Source organism: Methylobacterium nigriterrae (assembly GCF_037106235.1).
In the GTDB taxonomy this organism is placed as follows: Bacteria; Pseudomonadota; Alphaproteobacteria; order Rhizobiales; family Beijerinckiaceae; genus Methylobacterium; species Methylobacterium nigriterrae.
On the sequence record NZ_JBAWTG010000061.1, the window covers coordinates 1 to 22,535 of the forward strand.

Sequence of the window (22,535 nt, forward strand, 5' to 3'; positions counted from 1 at the left end):
GTCCGGGTCAGGCTGGAATGACAAGGCAGCTCTCCCAAAAAGCAGCCTTGAATCAGATCTCGCCTCGACCCGGTAGACCCAAATCTTAAATCCTCACCACAGCCTAGAGCGGGGCCAGCTCGTTTCCAGAGACCGCGAGTCACCTCACGGCGCGCCGCGAAAGCGGTGCGCCGTCCTTCGTCTTCGAGCCCCGTCCCCGAGCCCCCTCCCGGGCCCGCTCCTTGAGCGCAGCGCGGCCTTCGCGCCCCGCCCGGCGTCGGAAACCGCACGGGCTGAAACCTTCCCGCCTCCTGCATCGTAGAGCTTGGCCGTCCAGGGGCCGGGCCAAGCTTGCCGGAACAAGCTTGGCCCGGCCCGGCCTGCCGGGAGCCTCGATCGCGATGCCGCGCTACTTCTTCGACCTGCACGATTGCGGACTGATCCGCGACGATCACGGCCTCGACCTGCCGGACCTCGCGGCGGTGCGCTCCGAGGCGCACCGGGCGCTCGCCGAGATCGCGGCGGACTGCGCCGGCAGCGAGGCCATCCAGATCCGCACCGACGTGCGCGACGCGGCCGGGCAGTCCGTGCTGCGGGCGAGCCTCCTGATCGTTTCGGAGCGGGTGCGGGCCGCGGGGTGAGGAGCAGGATTCGGCTGATACGCCAACGTGAAGAGATTGTCGGGGCCACGTCGGAGCGGGAGTGTGTAAGACGGCGGGTTCTTGTCGAGAATTTGGTGTCGATAAGAATTGGAGAGACGGAACGGAACAGCATCAATATAATTGATCGTAGTGGCTTTTCAGCGGTACTCCTGTTCCAATGTCTCGACGCTATTGACTCGCACACATTGCGGCTGTCGGGGGCCTGATTGGCGTTGCGGCAGCGCTCGCCCTGAGCGCAAACGCCAGCGTATATGTCGCCAGCCAAGAGGCGGCACCCGTAGAGCAAAATTCCAAGCGCATTGACCACGCAGCCGAGACCACGCGAACGCCGACGTTCGCGGACGAACAGTCAGCAGCCAAAGTTTATGACCCCGATTGCCGGCAGCCCAAGGATCACGACGAAGCCGACCTGTGCGTACAGCGGCAAGCGGTAGAGGCGAACAGAGAAGCTGTCGGCTGGGCACAAAAACAGTTCAACACCGCAGTCATCAGTCTTGCCGGCATTCTCGCCTCCCTCATTCTCGCGGGCTGGGCCGCTCTTGAAAGCCGCAAGAGCGCCAACGCTTCGCGCCGAAGCGCCGACGCAGCCGCCGAAACCAACAGGATCACACAGAGGCTGTTCTTCGCCGATCAGCGACCTTGGGTCGTGGTAGAAGTTCGCGGACCCGACGAGGCTAGCTTGCTTCAGAACGAGGTGTCCCTGTCTCTTCCAATCCATGTCGAGAACATCGGTAAGAGCCCCGCCGCCGATCTCAGCGTCTTGGTGCTCCCCATCAGCATACGAGATGGGCACGCCGACCTTAGAACTCTCGTCCAAGAGCACGGCCTTTCCGCAACGAGAACCGTCAACAGGCACTTCATCACCAATGCCGTACTGTTTCCTGGCAGAGCCGAAACGATCACGCGTGCACTGACGCATCGCGTGCCTAGCAACGGGACGGCTTCCGAGCAGAAGCCGTTCTTCGTCGATTACGTCGTCATAGTTGCCTACAGCGATGAGGCGACCCAAGCTCGCTACTGCAATGTCGGAGCCTACGTCAGCACGTTCGGAAAGGGGCCTGTGCTCACGATGTTCATGGAGATCATCCCAACCGAACGCTGGCAGACTACCGCCCTGCCCGATGCCACCTACGTGACTTGAGCCAAAACCAAGCGCCAGCACGAGGCAACCAAGAAGGGCGGTCATCGCCCATCCCCTTGGTGCATTTGCTCCATAAAGCCGGATCTATCTGCCTTAGGAGCTCGACCTCAACCGCATCGTTCCAGCAACCGCGGGCAGCCGAGAACACCCACCCCCCCCTCGTTGCACCTCCTCTGTCAGGAGGTTGCGATGGCCGAGACAGATCCCGCCAAGTCCGGAGACGAGGCGCCGCTCGGGGTGCCGGGGACGGGCGAGAACCTGTGCCGGGCCTGCGGCGGCAGCGGCAGGATCAGGGCCGAGGCCTGCCCGGACTGCAAGGGCACCGGCAAGGTCATCACGGGGATCGGCGGGGCCTGAGGGCCCGCGATCCGCGTCGCGCGAACCTCCTCGCGCGAACCTCCTCGCGCGATCCTGGGCGACGTGCCCTCAGTGCAGGGCGGCCGAGGCGGGGGCCGGGGTCCCGCCGGCGGGCGGGGCGCCCGGATCCCCCAGATCCCCGAATTCTCCCAGGTCGCCCGGATCCGCGTAGCCGAGCGCCTGGGCCGCCTGGCAGATGCGCAATTCCGCCCCGACGGCGCGGGCCTCGGCGGCGGCGCCCGCCCGGCGCTCCGCGGCGAGCGCCTCGCGCAGCTGCCGGATCGTGGCCTCGGCGGAATCGAGGCGGGCCTGCGCGGCCAGGGCGGCGGCCGAGGCTTCCTCCGCGCGCGCATTGGCCCCCCGGACATGCTCGACGACGCGCGACAGGAGGGCGAGGAGCTGGTCCGTGCGGGCGCTCATGCGGGGCGGGGTCCTGGGGGTTTGGGGTTGGGTCTTGGACGGTGGCGGGGGCCGGGAGCCGGCGAATCGACCGGCGGGGCCTTCGCGCGGAACGGCCGCGCTTCTGCCACGCCGATCGCGGCAGCACCACCGGAAGATGTGCCCCGGGGCGCGATCAGCAATCATCCGGAAACGATCGCGGCCGAACCTGCCCCCGCCGTGCGGCCCGCTCGACAGGAGCGCGGACAGCCCGGCCGGCGGGCCGAGCCTGACCCCGCCCCCATGACGGCTCGGCTCGCCGCTCCGGCGCGGCACCGCGCGGAGCGCCGCGATCCCCTCCCGTCGCATCCGAGCCCCGGCAGCGTATTCGCGGGCCGCCGCGCGCCGCCCGCGAAAAATCCGCGCGCGGGGCGAAGTAAATCATTGCAAAGCCTCCCCTGTTCGGCCCCAATGTACGGTATGGTTCGAGAGGGGGAGGGGGAACCTCATGCTCGATTTTGTGCGACGTCTCTGGGAAGCCGACAATCTATCCCCGCACGGCATCTGCCTGCTCTGGCGCCCGGAGCTGATCTGGACGCATGTCGTCTCCGACGCGCTGATCGCCTTCGCCTACTTCACCATTCCCGGCGCGCTCGCCTACTTCGTCTCGCGCCGCCGCGACGTGGTGTTCGGCTGGATGTTCTGGTCGTTCGCGGTGTTCATCACCGCCTGCGGCGCCACCCACGCCTTCGCGATCTGGACCCTGTGGGTGCCCGATTACGGCACCGAGGCCCTGATCAAGGCTGTCACGGCGCTGGCCTCGGTCGCCACCGCCGTCGCCCTCTGGCAGCTGATGCCCAAGGCCCTCGCGCTGCCCTCGCCCCGCCAGCTCCGCCAGGCCAACGCCCTGCTGGAAGCGCGCGTTTCCGAGCGCGACGCGGCGCTGGCGGCGCTGGAGCGGGCCAATGCCGAGCGCCAGCGCACGGAGGAGTTGCTGCGCCAGTCCCAGAAGATGGAATCGATCGGCCAGCTCACGGGCGGCGTCGCCCACGACTTCAACAACTTCCTCAACGTGGTGCTGGCCAATCTCGAGCGGGTGGAGCGCGGCCTGCCGCAGGACAGCCGCCTGCTCGATCCCGTGCGCGACGCGATGACCGGGGCCGAGCGCGCGGCGGCCGTCACCCACAAGCTCCTGGCCTTCGCCCGCAAGCAGCCGCTCTGCCCCGTCGAGGCGGACCTGAACGGCCTCGTCGAGGCCTTCGCGGACCTCCTGCGCGGCACGGTCGGGGCCCAGATCCGCCTCAGGCTCGACCTCGCGCCGGACCTGCCGCGGGTGCATCTCGACCCGAACCAGTTCGAGAACGCCATCCTCAACCTCGCGGTCAACGCCCGCGACGCCATGCCGGGCGGGGGCAGGCTCACCATCGCGACGCGGCGCGTCCGCGGCGAGGAGGGCGGCCCCCGCGAGGGCGTCGCCGTCGAGGTCGCCGATACCGGGGCGGGCATGCCGCCCGAGGTCGCCGCCCGGGCCTTCGAGCCGTTCTTCACCACGAAGCCGCTCGGCCAGGGCACGGGGCTCGGCCTCAGCCAGGTCTTCGGCTTCGCCCAGCAATCGGGCGGCAGCGCCGCCATCGTCATCGGGCCGGCGGGCGGCACCACGGTGCGGCTCTGCTTCCCGGCCCGGGAGGCCGCCTCCGCGGCGCCCGCGCGGACCCGGCACGCGCCCGGCCTCGTGCTCGCGGGCGGCATGCCGTGACGGCCGTCCCGATGGATGCGTCGAACCCGGAGAGACCGGTGCAGGACAGCGTGGCCGCCGCGAGACCGACCGTGCTCGTCGTCGAGGATGAGGGCATGCTGCTCGAGATCGTCGCGGCGGAGCTGGAGGAGGCGGGCTTCCGCGTCCTGCCGGCCGCGACCGCCGAGGAGGCCGCCGGGATCCTGGGCGGCGGCGGCATCGACCTCCTGTTCACCGACATCCGCCTGCCCGGCCGCCTCGACGGCTGGGACCTCGCCGAGCGCGCCCGCGACCTGCATCCCGGCCTGCCGGTGATCTACGTGACGGGCTACAGCGCCGAGGCGCCCCGCCAGGTGAGCGACAGCATCCTGGTGATGAAGCCCTACCGCCCCTCCGCGATCGTGCGCGTCGCCCGCCAGCTCGGGGTGGGGTAGGGCCCCCGGGCCGGACGGCCCCGCTGCGTAATCCGCCACACTGGCTCGCGCTCGAAATGAGCCCGATTTCGGTCCACAACCTGAAAGTGTCCAGATTACGGGGTCCACCTCGTGCGTGCAGCGTCATGAACCCCGTCCTGCCCATCGCGGGTCCGATCGCGCGGCTCGGGCGCTTGGCCGACGCGGCCGGCCTCGCCTGCGCCGCCTGGGCCCTGCGGATCGTCCTGCCCGCCATGGCGCGGGCCCGGATGCGCGGCGACGCCGGGGCCGCCGAGCGCTGGCGTCGCCGCGCGGATCGCATCGTGATGCGGGCCTGTATCCTCACCTCTCGCACGCCCTCGAACTGAGCTGCCGCCCTCCGCGGCCCGACGCGATCGCCCGCGCCGGCGCCCGGGGCCTCACTTCGACGGCAGCTTCCACGTGGCCTTGTGCGGAACGATGTTCATGCTTCGGCCATCCGGATTCTTGACGGGCTGCGTGGTGTAATCCGCAGATCCGGACAGGCCGGCGTACTTGCCGGTGCCTCCCACGAAGACGTGGGTGCCCTTCAGGCCCTTGGCTTCGTAATTGGAGAAGACCTGGTCGCCGTCGCTGTCGGTATCGACGCAGGCGCCGCGGTTGACGGCTTCGCCGCCGGCGGCATCGCGCATCCCCAGGCAACGGGTCGCCATGTTGTTGAACATGGCGCCTCCCTTGTCATTCGTGGTGATGCCGCTCGTGTCGTAGACAGTAACTGTGCGATCACCCAGCTTCATCGTGTTGAATGACGAAGTTATATAGTGCGTCGTGTAATCGTCCGTACCCTCCCTCGGCAATTCGGCTGCAATCACCGTCAGGGGCAGAATTGCGAGTGCTGGCGCGAGAATCAGGGTTCTGAGCATAGTCTCCGGCCCTCCTCCCAGAATCGAGAGGGGAGCAAGTATTCGTAAGTTTGTCAATGCTGATGGGCCACGGGCAATACTGTTCCGACAGGGGTGGCCCGGACTTCGTCATGGATCGGTCCGCGCCTCGGCGAGCGGATTGCACGCCGCGCCCGCCCGGCAACGGTCATGGACCGGTCCCGTGCGCCCGGACGGCGCGATCGGCTCCGCTGCCGTGTCCGCCGAAGCGAAGGCCGCTTCGGCCCGGGACAAGGCGGCGCCGCGAAGCGTTCTCAGGCCTCCCGCGCCCGCTCGCGCAGCACGTATTTCTGCACCTTGCCGGTGGAGGTCTTCGGCAGCTCGCCGAAGACGATCGCGCGGGGCAGCTTGTAGGAGGCGAGGCGCTCGCGGCACCACGCGATCAGCGCGTCGGGCTCGACCGACTGGCCCTCCTTCAGCTCCACGAAGGCGACCGGGGTCTCGCCCCACTTCTCGTCGGGCCTCGCCACCACGGCGGCGGCCGCCACCGCCGGATGCTTGAAGAGCGCGTCCTCCACCTCGATCGACGAGATGTTCTCGCCGCCCGAGATGATGATGTCCTTCGAGCGGTCCTTCAGCTGGATGTAGCCGTCCGGATGCTTCACCCCGAGGTCGCCCGAGCGGAACCAGCCGCCCGCGAAGGCGGCCTGCGTGGCCCCCGGGTTCTTCAGATAGCCGCGCATCACCACGTTGCCGCGGAACATCGCCTCGCCCATGGTCTCGCCGTCGGCGGGCACCGGTTCCAGCGTCTCGGGATCGCGCACGTCGAAGCCCTCGAGGACGGGGTAGCGCACGCCCTGGCGCGCCATCCGGGCGGCGCGTTCGTCCGGCGGCAGGTCGTCCCATTCCTCGTGCCAGGCGTTCACGACCGCCGGGCCGTAGGTCTCGGTCAGCCCGTAGAGGTGGGTCACGTCGAAGCCCGCATCTCCCATCGCGGCGAGCACCGCCTGCGGCGGGGGCGCGGCCGCCGTCATGAAGGCGACGCGCCGGGGCAGGGGGCGCCGCTCGGATTCGGGCGCGTTGAGCAGGAGCTGCATCACGATCGGCGCCCCGCACAGATGCGTCACGCGATGCTCGGCGAGGGCCTGGTACATGGCCCCGGCCCGCACCTGCCGCAGGCAGACATGGGTGCCCGCCACCACCGAGAGCGTCCAGGGGAAGCACCAGCCGTTGCAGTGGAACATCGGCAGCGTCCAGAGATAGACGGGGTGCTGGCCCATCCCGCCCGTGATGACGTTGCCGAGCGACAGGAGCGCCGCCCCGCGATGGTGGTAGACAACGCCCTTCGGGTCGCCCGTGGTGCCCGAGGTGTAGTTGAGCGAGATCGCGTCCCACTCGTCGCCGGGCATGATCCAGTCGTGCCCCGGATCGCCCCCGGCCAGGAGATCCTCGTAGCCGAGGCCGCCGAGCGGGGCGCCCTCGCCCCGGTACTCGGGGTCGTCGACGTCGATGACGAGGGGGCTCACCCCGGCCTTCTCGAGCGCCGGGCCCGCCACGCGCGCGAATTCCCGGTCGGTGACGAGGACCTTGGCCTCGCCGTGGTCGAGGCAGAAGGCGAGCGCGGCGGCGTCGAGCCTCGTGTTGAGGGTGTTGAGCACCGCCCCCGTCATCGGCACCCCGTAATGGCACTCGATCATCTCGGGCGTGTTGGCGAGCAGCACCGCCACCGTGTCGCCGCGCCCGATGCCCCGCGCCGTCAGCGCCGAGGCGAGGCGCCGGCAGCGCGCGTAGAGCTCGGAATAGGTCCGCCGCAGGGGGCCGTGGATCACCGCCACGCGGTCGGGGAAGACCCGCGCCGCCCGGTCGAGATAGCTCAGCGGCGTCAGCGGCTGGTAATTGGCCGGGTTCCGGTCGAGATCCCGGTCGTAGATCGTGGCGCGGTCCGGGTCGGGGCTTGCGGCGGTCATGGTCTCGTCTCCCTGCCGGCACAGTAGCGCGCGCCCGCGCCCGATCAAACGGGCGCGGGGGCAGGCCGGGCCGCATGATCGCCGAAGGGCCCATGAACGTGCCCGATGGGCGTGAACCCCAGGTTCGTACGGTCCGGCAACGCCATGAGGCCGGCCGGTGGCACCTCGTGACCGCCGTGCTTCTGACCCGCGCCCGTCCCGGTCTGATCGACGATTGATCCTCCCGCCGGCCGGAAGCCCCGCCGCCGTCATTTGACATTCCCGGCCCAATCACCGACACGGCCCGCCGGCGGCCCGGAAGCCTCGCCGCGGGGCCTGACGGCCGGTCCGGAGCCGTCCATGCGAGCTGTTCATGGAAGCTATTCATGGAAGCTATTCATGGGAGCCGTGCATGAACGCGCCGTCACGGCCGCCTCGCACCCTCGACAGATCCGCCCCCGCGCCCGGCCCCTCCGCCGCGGCGCCGGGCTGGTCCGACCGGGTGCTCGCCTTCGCGGCGGAAAGCCATGTCCGGGCCGCGGCGCTGCTCGTCGCCCTCTGCCTCGTCTGCTTCCTGCCGGGTCTCGCCTCGCTCCAGCCCATGGACCGGGACGAGCCCCGCTTCGCCCAGGCCTCGAAGCAGATGCTGGAGACGGGCGACCTCGTCGACATCCGCTTCCAGGGGGAGGCGCGGCACAAGAAGCCGGTCGGGATCTACTGGCTGCAGGCGGCGAGCGTCGCGGCGGGCGAGGCCCTCGGCGTGCCGGGCGCGCGCACCCGGATCGTCCTCTACCGGCTGCCCTCGCTCCTCGGCGCCGTCGCGGCGGCGCTGCTCGCCTACTGGGCGGCGCTCGCCGTGCTGGCGCGGCGGCACGCCCTCCTGGCCGCCGCCCTGTTCGCCTCCTGCCTGATGCTCGCCGCCGAGGCGCATCTCGCCAAGACCGACGCGGTGCTCACCGCCTGCGCCACCGCCGCCTTCGGGGCGCTCGCCCGGGCCTGGCTCGGGCGTGAGCGGGCGGGGGAGGGGCCGCGCGCGCCGCTCCCGGCCGCACCACTCCCGGCTCTGACCTGCCTCGCCTTCTGGCTCGGCCTGGCGCTGGGCATCCTGGTCAAGGGGCCGATGGTGCCGATGTTCGTCGGCCTCGCCGCGCTGCCCCTCGCGCTCCGGGCCCGCTCGGGACGCTGGCTCCTGGCGCTGCGGCCCTGGCCGGGCCTCGCCCTGGCGCTCCTGATCGTCGCCCCCTGGTTCCTCGCCATCGCCTGGAAGAGCGGCGGCGCCTTCTTCGGCGAGGCGGTCGGCCACGACATGCTGGGCAAGGTCGGGGGCGCCAAGGAGAAGCACTGGGGCCCGCCCGGCGCCTACCTGCTCGTGTTCTTCGCGACCTTCTGGCCCGGCGCGGCCTTCGCGGCCCTGAGCCTGCCCTTCGCCTGGCGCGAGAGGGGCACCGACCGCGTCGCCCTCCTGCTCGCCTGGATCGTGCCGGCCTGGATCGTGTTCGAGTGCGTGCCGACCAAGCTCCCGCACTACGTGCTGCCCCTGATGCCGGCGGTGGCGATCCTCACCGTCCTGGCCGCCGCGCGCGGCGCCCTCGACCCGGCCCGGCGCGGCGCCAGGGCGGTCGCCGCCCTCGTGGTCCTGATCCCGGCCGGGCTGACGCTCGCCCTCGCCTATGCGGGCTGGCAGCTCGACCGGACGCTGCCCTGGGCGGCGCTGCCGCTCCTCGCCGCGTCCGCCTGCGTGGCCGGCCTCGCCTGGCTCGCCTTCGCGCGCGGCAACCCGGAGCGGGCGCTCGCCACCGCGATCCTCGCCGCCGCCCTCCTCACGCCCGGCGTGCTGGGGCTGGCGCAGGCAGCCCTGCCCGCCCTCAAGGTCTCGCCGCGGCTCGCCGCGATCCGGGACGGCCTCGCCTGCCCGGACCCGCGGGTGGCGAGCCTCGGCTACCGCGAGCCGAGCCTCGTCTTCCTGATCGGCACCGACCTCGCCACGCCGAATTCCGGCCCCGAGGCCGTCGACTTCCTGAACGCGGGCGGCTGCCGCCTCGTCTTCGTGGAGGAGCGCTTCGCCCCCGACTTCAAGGCCGCCGTCGGGGCCGCGGCCCCGGCCCCGTCCGTCGCCGGACGGGTCCTGGGCTTCAACATCAACGGCGGCCGGCGGGTCGACCTCACGGCCTACGCGGTGATCCCATGAAGGACGGGGACCTCATGACTGGCGGGGATCCCGTGAACGCGTCCTCCGCGAGCGCATCCCCCCGCCTCACCATCGTGGTGCCGGTCAGGAACGAGGCCGGCAACATCGAGGGCCTCGTCGCCGAGATCATGCGGGCCTGCGCGCCGCTCGCCCCCTTCGAGGTGATCTACGTCGACGACGGCTCGACCGACGCGACGCCCGCGGCGCTGGAGGCGGCCCGCGCCGGCCGGCCCTGGCTCAGGGTGCTGCGGCATGCCCGGAGTGGCGGCCAGAGCGCGGCGGTGCGGAGCGGGGTCGCGGCGGCGCGCGGCGCCGTCGTGGCGACCCTCGACGGCGACGGCCAGAACGATCCCGCCTTCATCCCGGCGCTCGTCGCGGCGCTGGAGGAGGCCGGTCCCGGGACCGGCCTCGCCCAGGGGCAGCGCACCGGGCGCCGGGACGGGCCCTTCAAGATGCTGCAGTCGCGCATCGCCAACGGGGTGCGGGGGCGCATCCTGCGGGACGCCACCCGCGACACCGGCTGCGGCCTCAAGGTGTTCCGCCGCGAGGTCTACCGGGCGCTGCCCTATTTCGACGCGCTCCACCGCTTCATGCCGGCCCTCGTCACCCGCGAGGGCTTCGGCGTGGTCCACCGCGACGTGGTCGACCGGCCGCGCCGCACCGGCACCTCGAATTACGGCCTGTTCGACCGGCTCTGGGTCGGGCTCCTCGACCTCGCGGGGGTGTGGTGGCTGATCCGCCGCAAGCGGCCGACTCCCTCGGTGACCGAGGTGGTGGCCCGCGCGCCCGCGAGCCCCGAGGACGCCCCATGCTGATCGAGATCTCGGATCACCTGCGCGGCTACTTCTACGACGTGTTCGTCACGCGCTTCGATTTCTGGCTCGTCTTCGGCATCCTGGCGCAGCTCGTGTTCGGCTCGCGCTTCATCCTGCAGTGGATCGCGAGCGAGCGGGCGGGCAGGAGCGTCATGCCGCTCTCGTTCTGGTTCCTGTCGATCGCCGGCGGGATCATGACGCTGGTCTACGGCTTCGTCCGGCGCGAGCCCGTGATCATCATCGGGCAGGGCCTCTCGACCGGGATCTACCTGCGCAACCTCGCCCTGATCTTCCGCGAGCGCCGCCGGGCCCGCGCCGCGGCCGGCGATAGCGGCTGAGATGGGCGTGCGGGCGCCGCTGCCGGCCTTCTACGACGACCTCGCGGCGGCCGAGGACGCGCTGTGGCGCCTCCTCGCGGAGGGGGTGGGCCGGGCCGGCTCCGCCTTCCATCTGCCCAGCCTCGCCACGGTCGACGCGGCGGGGCGCCCGCGCGTGCGCACCGTGGTGCTGCGGGCGGCCGAGCGCGCGGCCGGAACGCTGCGGGTCCATTGCGACCGGCGCTCGGGCAAGGCGGCCGAGATCGCGGCGCGCGGCTTCTGCGCGCTCCACGCCTACGACCCCGGGAGCGCGGTGCAGATCCGGGTGGAGGGCCGCGCCTCGCTTCACGCCGCGGACGCGGTCGCGGAGGCCGCCTGGGCCGAGAGCCGGCCGATGAGCCGGGCCTGCTACGGCATCGCGCCCGGCCCCGGCACCGCATTGCCGCGGGCAAGCGCCTACGCGCTGCCGGACCCCGACGGCGCGCTCGGCCTCGGCCGTCCGAACTTCTGCGCGATCCTGGTGCAGGCCGAGTGCCTGGATCTCCTCTACCTCGACCGCCGCGGCCACCGCCGGGCGGGCTGGACGCGCGGCGAGGAGGGCTGGACGGGGCGGTGGCTCGTGCCGTGAGTGGCGCGGGGCGCGCGCGGGCTGCGTCCGCGTCGCTCACCCGGCCGCCGCGCGCAGCCGCGCGAACCCCGCCTCGAGATCGGCCTTCAGGTCCTCGATGTCCTCGAGCCCGATATGGAAGCGCAGGGCCGGGCCGCCCGGGGCCCAGCGGGTCGCCGTGCGGTAGGGCGCGCAGTCGAACGGGATGACGAGGCTCTCGAAGCCGCCCCAGGAGAAGCCCATCCCGAACAGATCGAGCCCGTCGAGCATGGCGGCGACCGCCACCTCCGGCACGGGCTTCAGGATGACGCCGAACAGGCCAGAGGCCCCCGAGAAGTCGCGCCTCCAGATGGCGTGGCCGGGATCTTCCGGCAGCCCCGGATGCAGCACCCGCAGCACCTCGGGCCGCGCCTGCAGCCAGCGCGCCATCGCGAGCCCCTGGCGGCCGTGCTCCTTGAGCCGCAGAGGCATGGTGCGCAGGCCCCTGAGCGCCAGGAAGATGTCCTCGGGGCCCGCGCACATCGCGAAATGGTCGAAGGTGCGCCGCACCGCCGGGAAGTGCTTCCTGTTCGCGGAGGTGAGCCCGATCAGGAGGTCCGAGCCGCCGCTGAGATACTTGGTGCCGGCCTCGACCGCGATGTCGACGCCCCGCTCGTGGGGCGGGAACAGGAGCGGCGTCGCCCAGGTGTTGTCCATGATGACGGTGCCGCCGCGCGCGTGCACGACCTCGGCGATCGCCGGCACGTCCTGCATCTCGAAGCTCTGCGAGCCCGGCGCCTCGACGAGCACGGCCCTCGTGTTCTCCCGCATCAGCCCGGCGATGCCGGCGCCCAGGGTCGGGTCGTAGTACTCCACCGCGACGCCGAAGCGGGCGAGCACCCCGTCGCAGAACTGGCGGGTGGGGCGGTAGGCGGAATCGGTGACGAGCAGGTGGTCGCCCGCCGACACGCTCGCCATCAGGGCGACCGTCAGCGCCGCGAGCCCCGAGGGCGTCACCACGGTGCCGGCCGCGCCCGCGACCTCGGTCCAGGCCGCGGTCAGCGCGTCCATGGTGGGGGTGGCCGAGGTGCCGTAATTGTAGCGCCCGCGCCGGTGCTGGATGTCGTCGTAGGTGGGGTAGAGCACCGTCGAGCCGCGGTAGATCGGCGTGTTCACGAAGCCGTGCTGGGCGGAGGGGTCGCGCCCCGCGTGGACGAGCCGGGTGGCGGGCTTCAGGCGGGCGGGATCGCGGGGCGGGGTTCTCGACATGGCGCCTCGGGGCGTGCGGGGATTTCCGGGCGACGAAAAGCCCGGCGCGCGCGCGAAGGTCAAGCGCCCCGCCCGAGCGCCCCCGCCCTTGACCGGGGGCCGCGCTGCGCTCAATCCCGCCGCGACGCGCCCTCGCCCCGGAGCCTGCCGACGGATGACGCCGAACCCGGACACAGCGCGGCCGCCAGGCCGGGGCCGCCGCGTCGCGGCGATCACCGCGCTTCTGGCCGCGCTTCTGCCGACCCCGGCCCGCGCCGAGGGGCTGCTCGCCGAGATCAGGGCGCGGGGCTACCTGAATTGCGGCTCGAGCCCGGGGGTCGCGGGCTTCGGCGTGCCGGATGCGAGGGGCGAGTGGCGCGGGCTCGACATCGACTTCTGCCGGGCGCTCGCGGCGGCGATCTTCGACGATCCCGCGAAGGTCCGCTTCATCCCGCTCGCGGCCCCGGCCCGGTTCACCGCGCTGCAATCGGGCGAGATCGACGTGCTCGCGCGCAACACGACCTGGACGCTCGCCCGCGACACCAGCGCCAAGCTCAACTTCCCGGCGGTCAACTTCTACGACGGGCAGGGCTTCCTGGTGCGTAAGGACCGGGGCATCGCCCATGTCGAGGGGCTCGACCGCGCCACCATCTGCCTGCAGCAGGGCACCACCACGGAGCTCAACCTCGCCGACTGGTTCCGCACCCACGGCCTCACCTACCGGGTGGTCGCCTACGCCACCGCCGAGGAGACCGGGCGCGCCTACGATTCCGGGCGCTGCGACGCCTATTCCACCGACAAGTCCTCCCTCTACGGCGAGCGCCTGAAGATGGCCGAGCCCGACGCGCACGTGGTCCTGCCCGAGATGATCTCGAAGGAGCCGTTCTCGCCGGTGGTGCGCCAGGGCGACGACCAGTGGCGGGACATCGTGGCCTGGACCCACTACGCCATGCTCGACGCCGAGGAGGCCGGGATCACGCAGGGGAACGTCGAGGAGATGCGGGCGGCGGCCCTGAGCCCCGATACGCGCCGCATCCTCGGCCTCGAGGGCCGCTACGGCGAGGCGCTCGGGCTCACGAACGACTGGGCCTACCGGATCGTCCGCCACGTCGGCAATTACGGCGAGGTCTACGCCCGCAACCTCGGGGACGGGACGCCGCTCAAGATCCCCCGCGGCCTCAACGCCCTCTGGAACCGGGGAGGCCTGCAATACGGGCCGCCGATCCGGTGAGGGGGCCGGGCAGCAACACGGGCGGGAACCGGCGCTGGCGCGGTCTCGCGCTCCAGGCGCTGCTCGTCGCCGCCCTCGCCGCGCTCGCCTACGGGGCGGCCACGAACGCGGCCGGGAAGCTGGCCCGCCAGGGCATCGTGGCGGGGTTCGGCTTCCTCGATCGCGCCGCCGGCTTCGACATCAGCCAGAGCCTGATCCCCTACGCGGCCGCCACCGCGACCTACCGCGACGCCTTCCTGGCGGGGCTCCTCAACACGCTCCTGGTCTCGGGGCTCGGCATCGTGCTGGCGAGCGGGCTCGGCTTCGCGATCGGCATCGCCCGCTTCTCCCCGAACGCGATCCTGCGGGGGCTCGCGCGCGCCTACGTGGAGCTGTTCCGCAACGTGCCGCTGCTGCTGCAGCTCCTCGTCTGGTACGTGGCCGTGCGGGTGGCCTTGCCCGAGCCGCAGGCTCCGGCCGCCTGGCGGGACGCGGTCTTCCTGACGCAGCGCGGCCTGTTCCTGCCCAGGCCCGACCTGTCCGCGGGCGGCTGGCTGGTGCCCGGCGCCTTCGCGGCCGGGCTCGGGCTGAGCCTCGCCCTCGTCCTCGCCTCGCGGGCCCGGGCCGCCCGACGGGGCAGGGGATTGCCGGTCTGGGGGCCGGCGCTCGCCCTCACCCTCGGCCTGCCGGCACTCGCCTGGATCGGGCTCGCGCTCGCCGGCCGGCCGGTGCCGGTCGCCTGGCCCGCCCGCGGCCCCTTCGATATCGAGGGCGGGCTCGCGCTCCAGCCCGAGTTCACGGCGCTGCTGGCGGGCCTGTCCACCTACACGGCGGCCTTCATCGCCGAGATCGTGCGGGCCGGCATCGCGAGCGTGCCCCGGGGCCAGGCCGAGGCGGCGGCGGCCCTGGGCCTGAGCCGCGCCAGGACGCTGCGCCTCGTCGTGGTGCCGCAGGCGCTGCGCGTGATCGTGCCGCCGCTGACGAGCCAGTACCTCAACCTGACCAAGAACTCCTCGCTCGCGGTGCTGATCGGCTATCCCGACCTCGTCCACGTGATGATGGGCACGGTGCTCAACCAGACGAACCAGGCGGTGGAGGCGGTCGCCATCACGATGGCGGTCTACCTCGCCATCAGCCTCGCCACCGCGCTCGCCATGAACCTCTACAACGCCCGGATCGTCGCGGTGGGGCGCCGATGAGCTTCGTGCGCCGCGACCTGATCCCGCCCGCCCCGCCCCCGGCCGCCGCGACCGGACCCTGGCCCTGGGCGCGCCGCAACCTGTTCTCGGGCCCGGGCAACGCCCTCACGAGCCTCGCGATCCTGGCGCTGCTCGCCTGGCTGGCGCCGGCGGCGTTCCGCTTCCTCGTCCTCGACGCGGTCTGGACTGGGGAATCCGGCGCGGCCTGCCGGCCGGAGGTCGTCGGCCGGCCGGTCGGGGCCTGCTGGGCCTTCGTGCACGAGAAGATCGGCTATCTCGCCTACGGCTCCTACCCGGTCGGCGAGCGCTGGCGGGCGAACCTGTTCTTCGCGCTCTCCGCGCTCGCGGCCGGCTGGATGCTCTGGCCCGGCGCGCCCCGCCGCGGCCTCGGCGCGATCTTCGCCTTCCTGATCCTGCCGCTCGCCGCCTACGCGCTGCTCGCCGGAATGCCGACTCTCGGGCTCGTCCCGGTCCCGACCGGGCGCTGGGGCGGCTTCCTCGTCACGCTCGTGGTCGCGCTCGTCGGCATCGTCGCCTCGCTGCCGCTCGGCATCCTGCTGGCGCTCGGGCGCCGCTCGGAACTGCCGGTCGTGCGCCTTCTCTGCGCCGGCTTCATCGAGTTCTGGCGCGGCGTGCCGCTCATCACCGTCCTGTTCATGGCCAACGTCATGCTGCCCCTGTTCCTGCCGGGCGACCTCACCGTCGACCGGCTGGTGCGCCCCCTCGTCGGCATCGCGCTCTTCGCCTCCGCCTACATGGCCGAGGTGGTGCGCGGCGGCCTGCAGGCGATCCCGCAGGGCCAGGCGGAGGCGGCCGCGGCCCTCGGCCTCACCCGCGCGCAGGCGCTCGCCCACGTGGTTCTGCCCCAGGCCCTGAAGGTCGTCGTGCCGGGCATCGTCAACACGATGATCGGCCTGTTCAAGGACACGACCCTGGTGTCGATCGTGGGCATCAGCGACTTCGTCCGGGCGCTCGAGGCCGCCCGCGCCGACCCGCGCTGGTCGGCCCCCTCCGTGCCGGTCACGGCCTACGCCTTCGCGGCCCTCGTCTACTTCGCGCTCTGCTTCGCCATGGCGCGCTACGCCGGCTTCGTCGAGCGCCGACTCGCGGCGGGCGACCGGCGCTGAGCGGGCCGCGCCGCGCGGCGCCGCGCCGTTGTATCTTCAGGTTGCAATACTGAACTCATTTCAAGTTTGTGGTGCCGGAATGAGCGTCTTCGGGATCACCCTGAGTACATCCTTGGATTGAATTGTCGCAACGCCTTTGAATTCGCAGTAAACATGTGTTAGCCCGGCAAGCATTGGGTTTGAGATTCTCGGCCCAATCCTGCGCGCCCGGCCGCGGCTCCGCCGGGCTCGGCGCATCGTCTTGGGCTCGGGCGCCGAGACCTGCGCCGCGGCAACCTGAGATCGGCCGAGAGCCTGGGCCGGTTGCTGTCGGCGCCTCGGGGCGGCCCGCGATGAACGAGGCCTTGGCGATGAACGGCAGATTCCTCACCTTCTCGTCCCGCGAGTTCCTGCGGATGATCGAGGTGCAGGGCCTCACCGGAACCTGGAGCTGGATCTTCGCGACCGGCGAGCAGACCTGGTCGCAGGGCTTCTACGACATTCTCGGCCTCGAACGGGCCGCCGTGCCGCCCTCCTACGCGCGGCTGCGCGACCAGGCCCATCCCGAGGACAGGCCCAATCTCGAAGACCCGCTCGAGGTCGCGCGCGTCGGCACCCTCGCGGACTGCACCTTCCGCATCATCCGCCCGGACGGGGCGATGCGGATCCTGATGACCCGGAGCGAGATCTTCCACGCACCCGACGGGCGTCCCATCAGCGCGGCCGGCGTCGTGCTGGACGTCACCGACCACGAGCGGCTGACGCGCCTGCAGGCGGCCGAGCAGCGCCGCCGCGAGGCGCTCGCCAGGCAGGCCCGCGTCTTCACCTTCACCGAGGTGGCCGTGCCCTTCGTCGAGTACGGCCCCGAACTCCTGGCCATGACGGGCCTGCGGCGCGAGAACCTGATCGAGAACTGGTCCGCCCTGACGGTCCCCGAGGAGTGGGACCACTGGCACGCTCAGATTCCCGCGCTCTACGCGACGGGCAAGGCCTACAGCGTCACGCCGACGCTGCGGCTCGCGGGGGGAGGCCGGGGCCGGTTCCGGTTCACGCTGGTTCCGACCCGCAACGCCGCCGCCATCGAGAGCTGGACCATGGTCATCGTGCCCGTCGACACCGTGACCGCCCGCGCGACGGGCGATCTCCGCCGCGGCCTGGAACAGGGGATCGAGGGCCACCACCTGCGGGCCGGCCGCGCGCTCCTCGACTGGTCGATGACGGACCTCGCGCGGGCGAGCGGCCTGTCCTTCTCGACGATCCGGCGCCTCGAGGAGAACGCGGAGGGGCCCGCCGCCCGCTCCCGCCACGCCGCGGTCGCGGCCCTGCGCACGGCCGGCATCTGCTTCTCGCTGATCGAGGGCGACGCCATCGCGCTCAGCCTGGCGGGGTGAGGGACCGCTCGCCGAGCGGCCTTCCTCCGCGCCCTTGCACCTGCGCCCCCGCGCCCTTGCCCCCGCGGCCGAAACCCACTTTGGTCGCGGCCCATGATGCCGTCTCCGATGATGCCCCCGATCCGCGCAGCGGCGCAGAGCGGCCCGCCCGCGGTCGAGCTCTCCGGCGTCAACGCCTGGTTCGGCAGCCACCACGTCCTGCGCGACGTCGACCTCGCGGTGGCGCCGGGCGAGCGGGTCGTGATCTGCGGGCCCTCGGGCTCCGGCAAGTCGACCCTGATCCGCTGCATCAACGGGCTGACGCCCTTCCAGGCCGGCACGATCCGGGTCGGGGGCCGGCTCCCGAGCGGGGAGGGGTCCGCGACCGGCATGGTGTTCCAGGCCTTCAACCTGTTCCCGCACCTGACGGTCCTGGAGAACTGCACGCTCGCCCCCATCCACGTGCAGCGGATGGACCGGCGATCCGCCGAGGACCTCGCCCGCGCTCACCTGGAGCGGATGCGCATCCCGGGCGAGGCCGGGAAGTACCCGGCCCAGCTCTCGGGCGGGCAGCAGCAGCGGGTGGCGATCGCCCGGGCTCTCTGCATGCGCCCCGCGATCCTGCTCTTCGACGAGCCGACCTCGGCCCTCGATCCCGAGATGGTGCAGGAGGTGCTCGAGGCCATGCTGGGGCTGGCGCGGGACGGCCGGACCATGCTGTGCGTCACCCACGAGATGGGCTTCGCCCGCGAGGTCGCCGACCGCGTCGTGTTCATGGACGAGGGCCAGATCCTGGAGGCGGACTCGCCCGGAGCCTTCTTCGCGGGGCCGCGGCACGAGCGGGCGCGGGCCTTCCTGGCCCGCCTACCGGGCGCTACGGCCGCTTGATCTCGCCGCCCTCGTCAGCCTCGGGGCTCGAGGCCTCCTCGTAGGCCTGCATCCAGGCGGCGCGCTCGCCCGAGCCCTCGGGATAGGGGCACTGGCTCCGCGGCTTGCCGTAGAGCCGGGCGTTTCGGCCCTGCAGGAACGGGCTGTCGCTCGCGGTCGCCTCAGGGTCGATGGTGCGGTCGGTGGCGCGGTCCTCGGTCGGGGCCATCGGATTTCCGGTGCTGGGCTCGCTTCGGGTTCCGCTTCGTTAACGGGCCGATGCCTATCCTGGTGCCCAGTTCGCGTATCCGGGATGAATCCTCCCTTGCGTATCCTGCGTCTCCTCGCCGTGGGCGCCGTCGTGGTCGCCTGCACGGGCATCGTCGGCTTCACCTGTGCCGACCGGCTCACCCACCTGCAGGCCGCGCCCGCCGCCCGCATCGTCCGCGCGCCCGCGCCCGAGCCCTCCGCCACGGGCTCGATCCTGCCCGAGGCGAAGGTGGCCGAGAAGGCCGCCGCGCCCAAGCCCGCCGCCCCGAAGATCCCGAACGGCTTCGACACCGAGCGCCTCAACGCGCTCATGCGCGGCGACCCGATCGCCCCGACGAAGCGCTGACGGGCCGCGGCCGAGGCAGACCGTGGGGTCTGCCCTGCGCCGGGGCGCCTGACGCCGGCCCGCCTCTCCGGCTATGGAGGCTCCCCCGCCGGCCCGGCGGGAGGGGAGGGAACCGTGGGCCTCGTCTACGCGCTCGGCGCCTACCTGAGCTGGGGCCTCGTCGTCCCGGTGCATTTCCGGCTGCTCGGGGCGCTGAGCCCCGGCCTGATCCTGGCCGAGCGCGTCGTCTGGTCGAGCCTGTTCGCCCTCGCCCTGGTGCTGCTCTGGCGGGCACGGCTGCGCAGCCCCTTCCCGCTCGCGCGCCGCCACGCTCTCCTCGTCCTCTCGGCCGGGCTGATCGCGGTGAACTGGCTCCTCTATCTCCGGGCGGTGAACGGCGGCCACATCCTCGATGCGAGCCTCGGCTACTACATCAACCCGCTCGTCAGCGTCGGCCTCGGGGCGCTCGTGCTCGGGGAGCGCCTGCGCCCGGTGCAGGCGGCCGCCGTCGGCATCGCGGCGCTCGGCGTCGTCACGGCCGTCCTGATGGCCGGGACGCTGCCCTGGGTGGCGCTGGCGCTCGCCGCGAGCTTCTCCCTCTACGGCCTGATCCGGAAGGTCGTCGGCGTCGACCCGGTGATCGGCTTCCTGGCCGAGACCCTGCTGCTCGCCCCCTTCGCGCTCGCCTACTGGGCCTGGACGCCGGAGGCGACGCCGCGCGACGGCGCCACGCTCCTGCTCATCGCGCTGACCGGCGTGACGACGGCGCTGCCGCTGATCTGGTTCGCGGCCGCCGCCGAGCGGATGCGGCTCGCGACGCTGGGGCTCCTGCAATACCTCGCGCCGACCGGGCTGCTCGTTCTCAGCGTGCTCGCCTACGGCGAGCGCGTGGCGCCCCACCAGGTGCCGCTCTTCGCCCTGATCTGGCTGGCCCTCGCCCTCTACGCCCTCGATTCCTGGCGCGCCGCGCGGCAGGCGGGGCAGAGGGACGGGCAGGGGCGAGGGCGAGGGGAGCCGGCGGCCTGACGCGACGCGCATGGGAACGCCGGCGCGGCGCCTATATGGGTAACACCCGCGCGGAGCCGGATCGCGCGGGGCGCGCGCGCGGCGGACGAGGCCAGGAACGAGCCGAGCAGGAACGAGCCGAGACAGATGAGCCGAGACGGGACAGGACCGGACGCCATCGGCCCGGCCGATTACCGCAACCTCGCGGAGGCGCTGCCGCAGCTCGCCTGGATGGCCGAGCCCGACGGCACCATCGTGTGGTACAATCGCCGCTGGTACGACTACACCGGCACGCGCTTCGACGAGATGCGCGACTGGGGCTGGCGCAAGGTTCACCATCCCGACCATGTCGAGGCGGTCACCGCGCGCTACCGGGCGGCGATCGCGGCCGGCGAGCCCTGGGAGGACACCTTCCCGCTCCTGGGCCGCGACGGGCACTACCGCTGGTTCCTGTCGCAGGCGCTGCCCCACCGCGACGCGCGGGGGCGGATCCTGCGCTGGTACGGCACCAACACCGACGTCACCCGCACCCGCGCCGCCGAGGAGAGCCTGCGCCGGTCCGAGGAGCGCTTCCGGGCGCTGGTGGAGGCCTCGGCCGCCGTGATCTGGAGCACCAACGCGGCGGGCGAGCTGATGCCGCCGCAGCCCCGCTGGGGCGCCTATACGGGCCAGAGCGAGGAGGCCTACCAGGGCTGGGGCTGGGTCGACGCGGTCCATCCCGACGACCGCGCCCGCGCGGCCGACGTCTGGGCGGAGTGCCTGGCGGCCGCCAGGCCCTACGCGGTCGAGTACCGGCTGCGCCGCGCCGACGGCCTCTGGCGCGACACCGAGGTGCGGGGCGTTCCCGTGCTCGCCGAGGACGGCAGCATCCGCGAATGGGTCGGCCTCAACGTCGACATCACCGCGCGCAAGCAGGCGGAGGCCGAGGTGGAGCGCGCCCGCGAGGCCGCGGAGGCCGCCAACCTCGCGAAAAGCCAGTTCATCGCCAACATGAGCCACGAGCTGCGCACGCCCCTCTCGGCGGTGATCGGCTATTCCGAGATGCTCGGCGAGGAGCTGGAGGATCTCGGCCAGTCCGAGCTGCTGCCGGACCTGCGCAAGATCGAGACGGCGGCGCGCCACCTCCTCAGCCTGATCAACGACGTCCTCGACATCTCGAAGATCGAGGCCGGCCGCATGACGGTCTCGGCCGAGACCTTCGCGGTGGAAAGCCTCGTCGAGGACGTGGCCGCCGCGACCGCGAGCCTCGTCGAGAAGAAGCACAACCGCTTCGAGACCGATCTCGGCCCCGATCTCGGGGAGATGCACCAGGACCAGACCAAGGTCCGGCAGTGCCTGATGAACCTCGTGGGCAACGCCGCGAAGTTCACCGAGAACGGCGCGATCACGCTCGGCGTGCGCCGCCACCGGGAGGAGGGCGCGGAGTGGCTGAGCTTCGCCGTGGCCGATACCGGCATCGGGCTCACCGAGGAGCAGATCGGCCGCCTGTTCGAGCGCTTCGCGCAAGGGGACGAATCGACGACCCGCCAGTTCGGCGGCACCGGGCTCGGGCTCGCCATCACCCGCGCCTTCTGCCGCAAGATGGGGGGCGACATCGCGGTGGAGAGCGAGGCGGGCAAGGGCTCGACCTTCACGATCCGCCTGCCCGCCCGGCTCTCGCCGCAGGACGAGGCGGAGGCCGAGGCCGAGGGGGCGCTGGAGCCGCCCGCGATTCCCGAGCACGAGGAGCACGACGCGGTGCTCCTCGTCGACGACGACCCGGCTGCCCGCGAGCTCTTGCAGCGCTTCCTCGAGCGCGAGGGGTTCCGCGTGCGCACCGCCCATGACGGGCGGGCCGGGCTGACGCTCGCCCGCGCGCTGAAGCCGCGGGCGATCCTGCTCGACGTCGAGATGCCCCGCATGGACGGTTGGGCGGTGCTGCACGCGGTGCGCAGCGACCCGGAGCTCGCCGGCATCCCCGTCATCATGACGACGGTGGTGGCCGAGCAGGCCCTGGGCCAGGCGCTCGGCGCCACCGACTACCTCGTCAAGCCGATCGCGTGGGACCGCCTCAAGGGCCTGATGGACCGCTACCGGCCGCAAGGGGTCGATGCCCGCGTCCTCGTGGTCGACGACGATGCCGACGCCCGCGAGCGCCTGCGCCGGACGCTGGCGCGCGACGGCTGGACCGTGGAGGAGGCCGCGAACGGCGCCGCCGCCCTGGAGCGCCTCGACGCGAGCCGGCCGAACCTGATCCTGCTCGACCTGATGATGCCCGAGATGGACGGGTTCGGCTTCCTGCGGGCCCTGCGGGCCCGCCCGGACGGCGACGTGCCCGTGGTGGTGCTCACCGCCAAGGAGATCACGGACGCCGAGAAGGCGAGCCTCGCGACCCAGGCCGACCGGGTGATCCTGAAGGGCTCGCTCAGCCTCGCGGAGATCGGCCGGCAATTGCGCACCCTCTACGCCCGCGAGCCCGACGCCCCCGTGCCGAGCGGCATGCAGGGGCTGATCGACCGGCTGGCGGCGAAGGAGGATGCGGGGGAGGGCCGAGGCGGTGGGGGCTGAGGCGGGGAGGG

The 22,535-nt window shown here is 72.3% G+C and carries 24 protein-coding genes; 18 read left to right on the forward strand and 6 right to left on the reverse strand.

Features of this window, described 5'->3' with window-relative positions:
- Positions 1–380 precede the first annotated feature (380 nt).
- Together WDW90_RS23760 and WDW90_RS40805 are read left to right on the forward strand one after the other, a co-directional pair.
- Entirely contained in the window at positions 381–620 is a 240-nt protein-coding gene (locus WDW90_RS23760) for a DUF6894 family protein (protein WP_336489936.1), read from the forward strand.
- Positions 617–847 (forward strand): DUF6471 domain-containing protein, encoded by a 231-nt coding sequence (locus WDW90_RS40805; RefSeq protein ID WP_431311111.1) that lies wholly within the window; start codon positions 617–619, stop codon positions 845–847. Before WDW90_RS23760 ends, WDW90_RS40805 begins: the two co-directional genes overlap by 4 nt.
- Positions 848–990: 143 nt before the next feature.
- On the opposite strand, the gene WDW90_RS23765 is transcribed toward WDW90_RS40805, so the two are convergent.
- Complete coding sequence (locus WDW90_RS23765) at positions 991–1,827, reverse strand: hypothetical protein (RefSeq protein WP_336489937.1); 837 nt, start codon at positions 1,825–1,827, stop codon at positions 991–993.
- Positions 1,828–1,971: 144 nt separating this feature from the next.
- Between WDW90_RS23765 and WDW90_RS23770 the strand changes: the two genes are divergently transcribed.
- Complete coding sequence (locus WDW90_RS23770) at positions 1,972–2,139, forward strand: hypothetical protein (RefSeq protein WP_336489938.1); 168 nt, start codon at positions 1,972–1,974, stop codon at positions 2,137–2,139.
- Positions 2,140–2,208: 69 nt separating this feature from the next.
- On the opposite strand, the gene WDW90_RS23775 is transcribed toward WDW90_RS23770, so the two are convergent.
- Positions 2,209–2,559, reverse strand: a complete 351-nt coding sequence (locus WDW90_RS23775; protein ID WP_336489939.1) for a hypothetical protein — start codon at positions 2,557–2,559, stop codon at positions 2,209–2,211.
- A gap of 466 nt (positions 2,560–3,025) precedes the next feature.
- Here WDW90_RS23775 and WDW90_RS23780 point away from each other — a divergent pair, with 466 nt between their 5' ends.
- From WDW90_RS23780 to WDW90_RS23790, 3 genes are all read left to right on the forward strand, one after another.
- Entirely contained in the window at positions 3,026–4,273 is a 1,248-nt protein-coding gene (locus WDW90_RS23780; RefSeq protein WP_336489941.1) for an ATP-binding protein, read from the forward strand.
- Positions 4,274–4,368: 95 nt separating this feature from the next.
- Positions 4,369–4,686 carry a response regulator gene (locus WDW90_RS23785; protein WP_431311112.1) on the forward strand — a complete coding sequence of 106 codons (318 nt, stop codon included), beginning with the start codon at positions 4,369–4,371 and terminating at the stop codon, positions 4,684–4,686.
- Between the two features lie 125 nt (positions 4,687–4,811).
- Complete coding sequence (locus WDW90_RS23790; protein WP_336489943.1) at positions 4,812–5,033, forward strand: hypothetical protein; 222 nt, start codon at positions 4,812–4,814, stop codon at positions 5,031–5,033.
- 51 nt (positions 5,034–5,084) lie between these two features.
- Here WDW90_RS23790 and WDW90_RS23795 read toward each other — a convergent pair whose 3' ends face one another.
- Positions 5,085–5,567: a hypothetical protein gene (locus WDW90_RS23795; protein WP_336489945.1), complete on the reverse strand. Its 483-nt coding sequence runs from the start codon at positions 5,565–5,567 to the stop codon at positions 5,085–5,087.
- Between the two features lie 272 nt (positions 5,568–5,839).
- On the reverse strand, positions 5,840–7,492 hold the full coding sequence (locus WDW90_RS23800) for an acyl-CoA synthetase (RefSeq protein WP_336489946.1): 1,653 nt from the start codon (positions 7,490–7,492) through the stop codon (positions 5,840–5,842).
- Between the two features lie 391 nt (positions 7,493–7,883).
- Between WDW90_RS23800 and WDW90_RS23805 the strand changes: the two genes are divergently transcribed.
- From WDW90_RS23805 to WDW90_RS23820, 4 genes are read left to right on the forward strand one after another with little or no spacing between them, the layout of a single operon-like run.
- Positions 7,884–9,659, forward strand: coding sequence for an ArnT family glycosyltransferase (locus tag WDW90_RS23805; protein ID WP_336489947.1), 1,776 nt, complete (start codon positions 7,884–7,886; stop codon positions 9,657–9,659).
- Between the two features lie 14 nt (positions 9,660–9,673).
- Positions 9,674–10,474 (forward strand): glycosyltransferase, encoded by an 801-nt coding sequence (locus WDW90_RS23810; protein ID WP_336489948.1) that lies wholly within the window; start codon positions 9,674–9,676, stop codon positions 10,472–10,474.
- Positions 10,468–10,812 (forward strand): lipid-A-disaccharide synthase N-terminal domain-containing protein, encoded by a 345-nt coding sequence (locus WDW90_RS23815; RefSeq protein WP_336489949.1) that lies wholly within the window; start codon positions 10,468–10,470, stop codon positions 10,810–10,812. The genes WDW90_RS23810 and WDW90_RS23815 overlap by 7 nt, the downstream gene beginning before the upstream one ends.
- Before the next feature lie 7 nt (positions 10,813–10,819).
- Positions 10,820–11,419, forward strand: a complete 600-nt coding sequence (locus tag WDW90_RS23820) for a pyridoxamine 5'-phosphate oxidase family protein (RefSeq protein WP_336489950.1) — start codon at positions 10,820–10,822, stop codon at positions 11,417–11,419.
- A 36-nt stretch (positions 11,420–11,455) separates the two neighbouring features.
- On the opposite strand, the gene metC is transcribed toward WDW90_RS23820, so the two are convergent.
- A complete protein-coding gene (gene metC, locus WDW90_RS23825; RefSeq protein WP_336489951.1) occupies positions 11,456–12,646 on the reverse strand; it encodes a cystathionine beta-lyase in 1,191 nt (396 codons plus the stop codon).
- A gap of 154 nt (positions 12,647–12,800) precedes the next feature.
- Here metC and WDW90_RS23830 point away from each other — a divergent pair, with 154 nt between their 5' ends.
- The 5 genes from WDW90_RS23830 to WDW90_RS23850 all read left to right on the forward strand — a co-directional run bounded on the left by WDW90_RS23830 (position 12,801) and on the right by WDW90_RS23850 (position 18,398).
- Positions 12,801–13,856: an amino acid ABC transporter substrate-binding protein gene (locus WDW90_RS23830; RefSeq protein ID WP_336489952.1), complete on the forward strand. Its 1,056-nt coding sequence runs from the start codon at positions 12,801–12,803 to the stop codon at positions 13,854–13,856.
- Entirely contained in the window at positions 13,853–15,034 is a 1,182-nt protein-coding gene (locus tag WDW90_RS23835) for an amino acid ABC transporter permease (RefSeq protein ID WP_336489953.1), read from the forward strand. The genes WDW90_RS23830 and WDW90_RS23835 overlap by 4 nt, the downstream gene beginning before the upstream one ends.
- Positions 15,031–16,161: an amino acid ABC transporter permease gene (locus tag WDW90_RS23840; RefSeq protein ID WP_336489954.1), complete on the forward strand. Its 1,131-nt coding sequence runs from the start codon at positions 15,031–15,033 to the stop codon at positions 16,159–16,161. The genes WDW90_RS23835 and WDW90_RS23840 overlap by 4 nt, the downstream gene beginning before the upstream one ends.
- A gap of 350 nt (positions 16,162–16,511) precedes the next feature.
- On the forward strand, positions 16,512–17,531 hold the full coding sequence (locus WDW90_RS23845) for a PAS domain-containing protein (protein ID WP_336489955.1): 1,020 nt from the start codon (positions 16,512–16,514) through the stop codon (positions 17,529–17,531).
- Positions 17,532–17,639: 108 nt separating this feature from the next.
- Positions 17,640–18,398, forward strand: coding sequence for an amino acid ABC transporter ATP-binding protein (locus WDW90_RS23850; RefSeq protein ID WP_336489956.1), 759 nt, complete (start codon positions 17,640–17,642; stop codon positions 18,396–18,398).
- Here WDW90_RS23850 and WDW90_RS23855 read toward each other — a convergent pair.
- Positions 18,385–18,606 carry a ribosome modulation factor gene (locus WDW90_RS23855; protein ID WP_336489957.1) on the reverse strand — a complete coding sequence of 74 codons (222 nt, stop codon included), beginning with the start codon at positions 18,604–18,606 and terminating at the stop codon, positions 18,385–18,387. The two genes, WDW90_RS23850 and WDW90_RS23855, sit on opposite strands and share 14 nt — an antisense overlap.
- Positions 18,607–18,702: 96 nt before the next feature.
- Here WDW90_RS23855 and WDW90_RS23860 point away from each other — a divergent pair, with 96 nt between their 5' ends.
- The 3 genes from WDW90_RS23860 to WDW90_RS23870 all read left to right on the forward strand — a co-directional run bounded on the left by WDW90_RS23860 (position 18,703) and on the right by WDW90_RS23870 (position 22,524).
- Positions 18,703–18,993 carry a hypothetical protein gene (locus WDW90_RS23860; protein ID WP_336489958.1) on the forward strand — a complete coding sequence of 97 codons (291 nt, stop codon included), beginning with the start codon at positions 18,703–18,705 and terminating at the stop codon, positions 18,991–18,993.
- A 114-nt stretch (positions 18,994–19,107) separates the two neighbouring features.
- Positions 19,108–19,998 carry an EamA family transporter RarD gene (gene rarD / locus WDW90_RS23865; protein ID WP_336489959.1) on the forward strand — a complete coding sequence of 297 codons (891 nt, stop codon included), beginning with the start codon at positions 19,108–19,110 and terminating at the stop codon, positions 19,996–19,998.
- 126 nt (positions 19,999–20,124) lie between these two features.
- Entirely contained in the window at positions 20,125–22,524 is a 2,400-nt protein-coding gene (locus WDW90_RS23870) for a hybrid sensor histidine kinase/response regulator (RefSeq protein ID WP_336489960.1), read from the forward strand.
- Positions 22,525–22,535: the final 11 nt, after the last annotated feature.

Excerpts from the sequence above, each read along its gene's own strand:
- WDW90_RS23765 (WP_336489937.1), bottom strand. The coding sequence starts at position 1,827 with ATGACCGCCCTTCTTGGTTGCCTCGTGCTGGCGCTTGGTTTTGGCTCA.
- WDW90_RS23850 (WP_336489956.1), top strand. The coding sequence starts at position 17,640 with ATGATGCCCCCGATCCGCGCAGCGGCGCAGAGCGGCCCGCCCGCGGTC.
- WDW90_RS23815 (WP_336489949.1), top strand. The coding sequence starts at position 10,468 with ATGCTGATCGAGATCTCGGATCACCTGCGCGGCTACTTCTACGACGTG.
- WDW90_RS23775 (WP_336489939.1), bottom strand. The coding sequence starts at position 2,559 with ATGAGCGCCCGCACGGACCAGCTCCTCGCCCTCCTGTCGCGCGTCGTC.
- WDW90_RS23780 (WP_336489941.1), top strand. The coding sequence starts at position 3,026 with ATGCTCGATTTTGTGCGACGTCTCTGGGAAGCCGACAATCTATCCCCG.
- WDW90_RS23870 (WP_336489960.1), top strand. The coding sequence starts at position 20,125 with ATGAGCCGAGACGGGACAGGACCGGACGCCATCGGCCCGGCCGATTAC.
- WDW90_RS23760 (WP_336489936.1), top strand. The coding sequence starts at position 381 with ATGCCGCGCTACTTCTTCGACCTGCACGATTGCGGACTGATCCGCGAC.
- WDW90_RS23830 (WP_336489952.1), top strand. The coding sequence starts at position 12,801 with ATGACGCCGAACCCGGACACAGCGCGGCCGCCAGGCCGGGGCCGCCGC.
- WDW90_RS23810 (WP_336489948.1), top strand. The coding sequence starts at position 9,674 with ATGACTGGCGGGGATCCCGTGAACGCGTCCTCCGCGAGCGCATCCCCC.
- WDW90_RS23805 (WP_336489947.1), top strand. The coding sequence starts at position 7,884 with ATGAACGCGCCGTCACGGCCGCCTCGCACCCTCGACAGATCCGCCCCC.
- WDW90_RS23845 (WP_336489955.1), top strand. The coding sequence starts at position 16,512 with ATGAACGGCAGATTCCTCACCTTCTCGTCCCGCGAGTTCCTGCGGATG.
- WDW90_RS23855 (WP_336489957.1), bottom strand. The coding sequence starts at position 18,606 with ATGGCCCCGACCGAGGACCGCGCCACCGACCGCACCATCGACCCTGAG.
- WDW90_RS23795 (WP_336489945.1), bottom strand. The coding sequence starts at position 5,567 with ATGCTCAGAACCCTGATTCTCGCGCCAGCACTCGCAATTCTGCCCCTG.
- metC (WP_336489951.1), bottom strand. The coding sequence starts at position 12,646 with ATGTCGAGAACCCCGCCCCGCGATCCCGCCCGCCTGAAGCCCGCCACC.
- WDW90_RS23770 (WP_336489938.1), top strand. The coding sequence starts at position 1,972 with ATGGCCGAGACAGATCCCGCCAAGTCCGGAGACGAGGCGCCGCTCGGG.
- WDW90_RS23785 (WP_431311112.1), top strand. The coding sequence starts at position 4,369 with ATGCTGCTCGAGATCGTCGCGGCGGAGCTGGAGGAGGCGGGCTTCCGC.
- WDW90_RS23840 (WP_336489954.1), top strand. The coding sequence starts at position 15,031 with ATGAGCTTCGTGCGCCGCGACCTGATCCCGCCCGCCCCGCCCCCGGCC.
- WDW90_RS23790 (WP_336489943.1), top strand. The coding sequence starts at position 4,812 with ATGAACCCCGTCCTGCCCATCGCGGGTCCGATCGCGCGGCTCGGGCGC.
- WDW90_RS23800 (WP_336489946.1), bottom strand. The coding sequence starts at position 7,492 with ATGACCGCCGCAAGCCCCGACCCGGACCGCGCCACGATCTACGACCGG.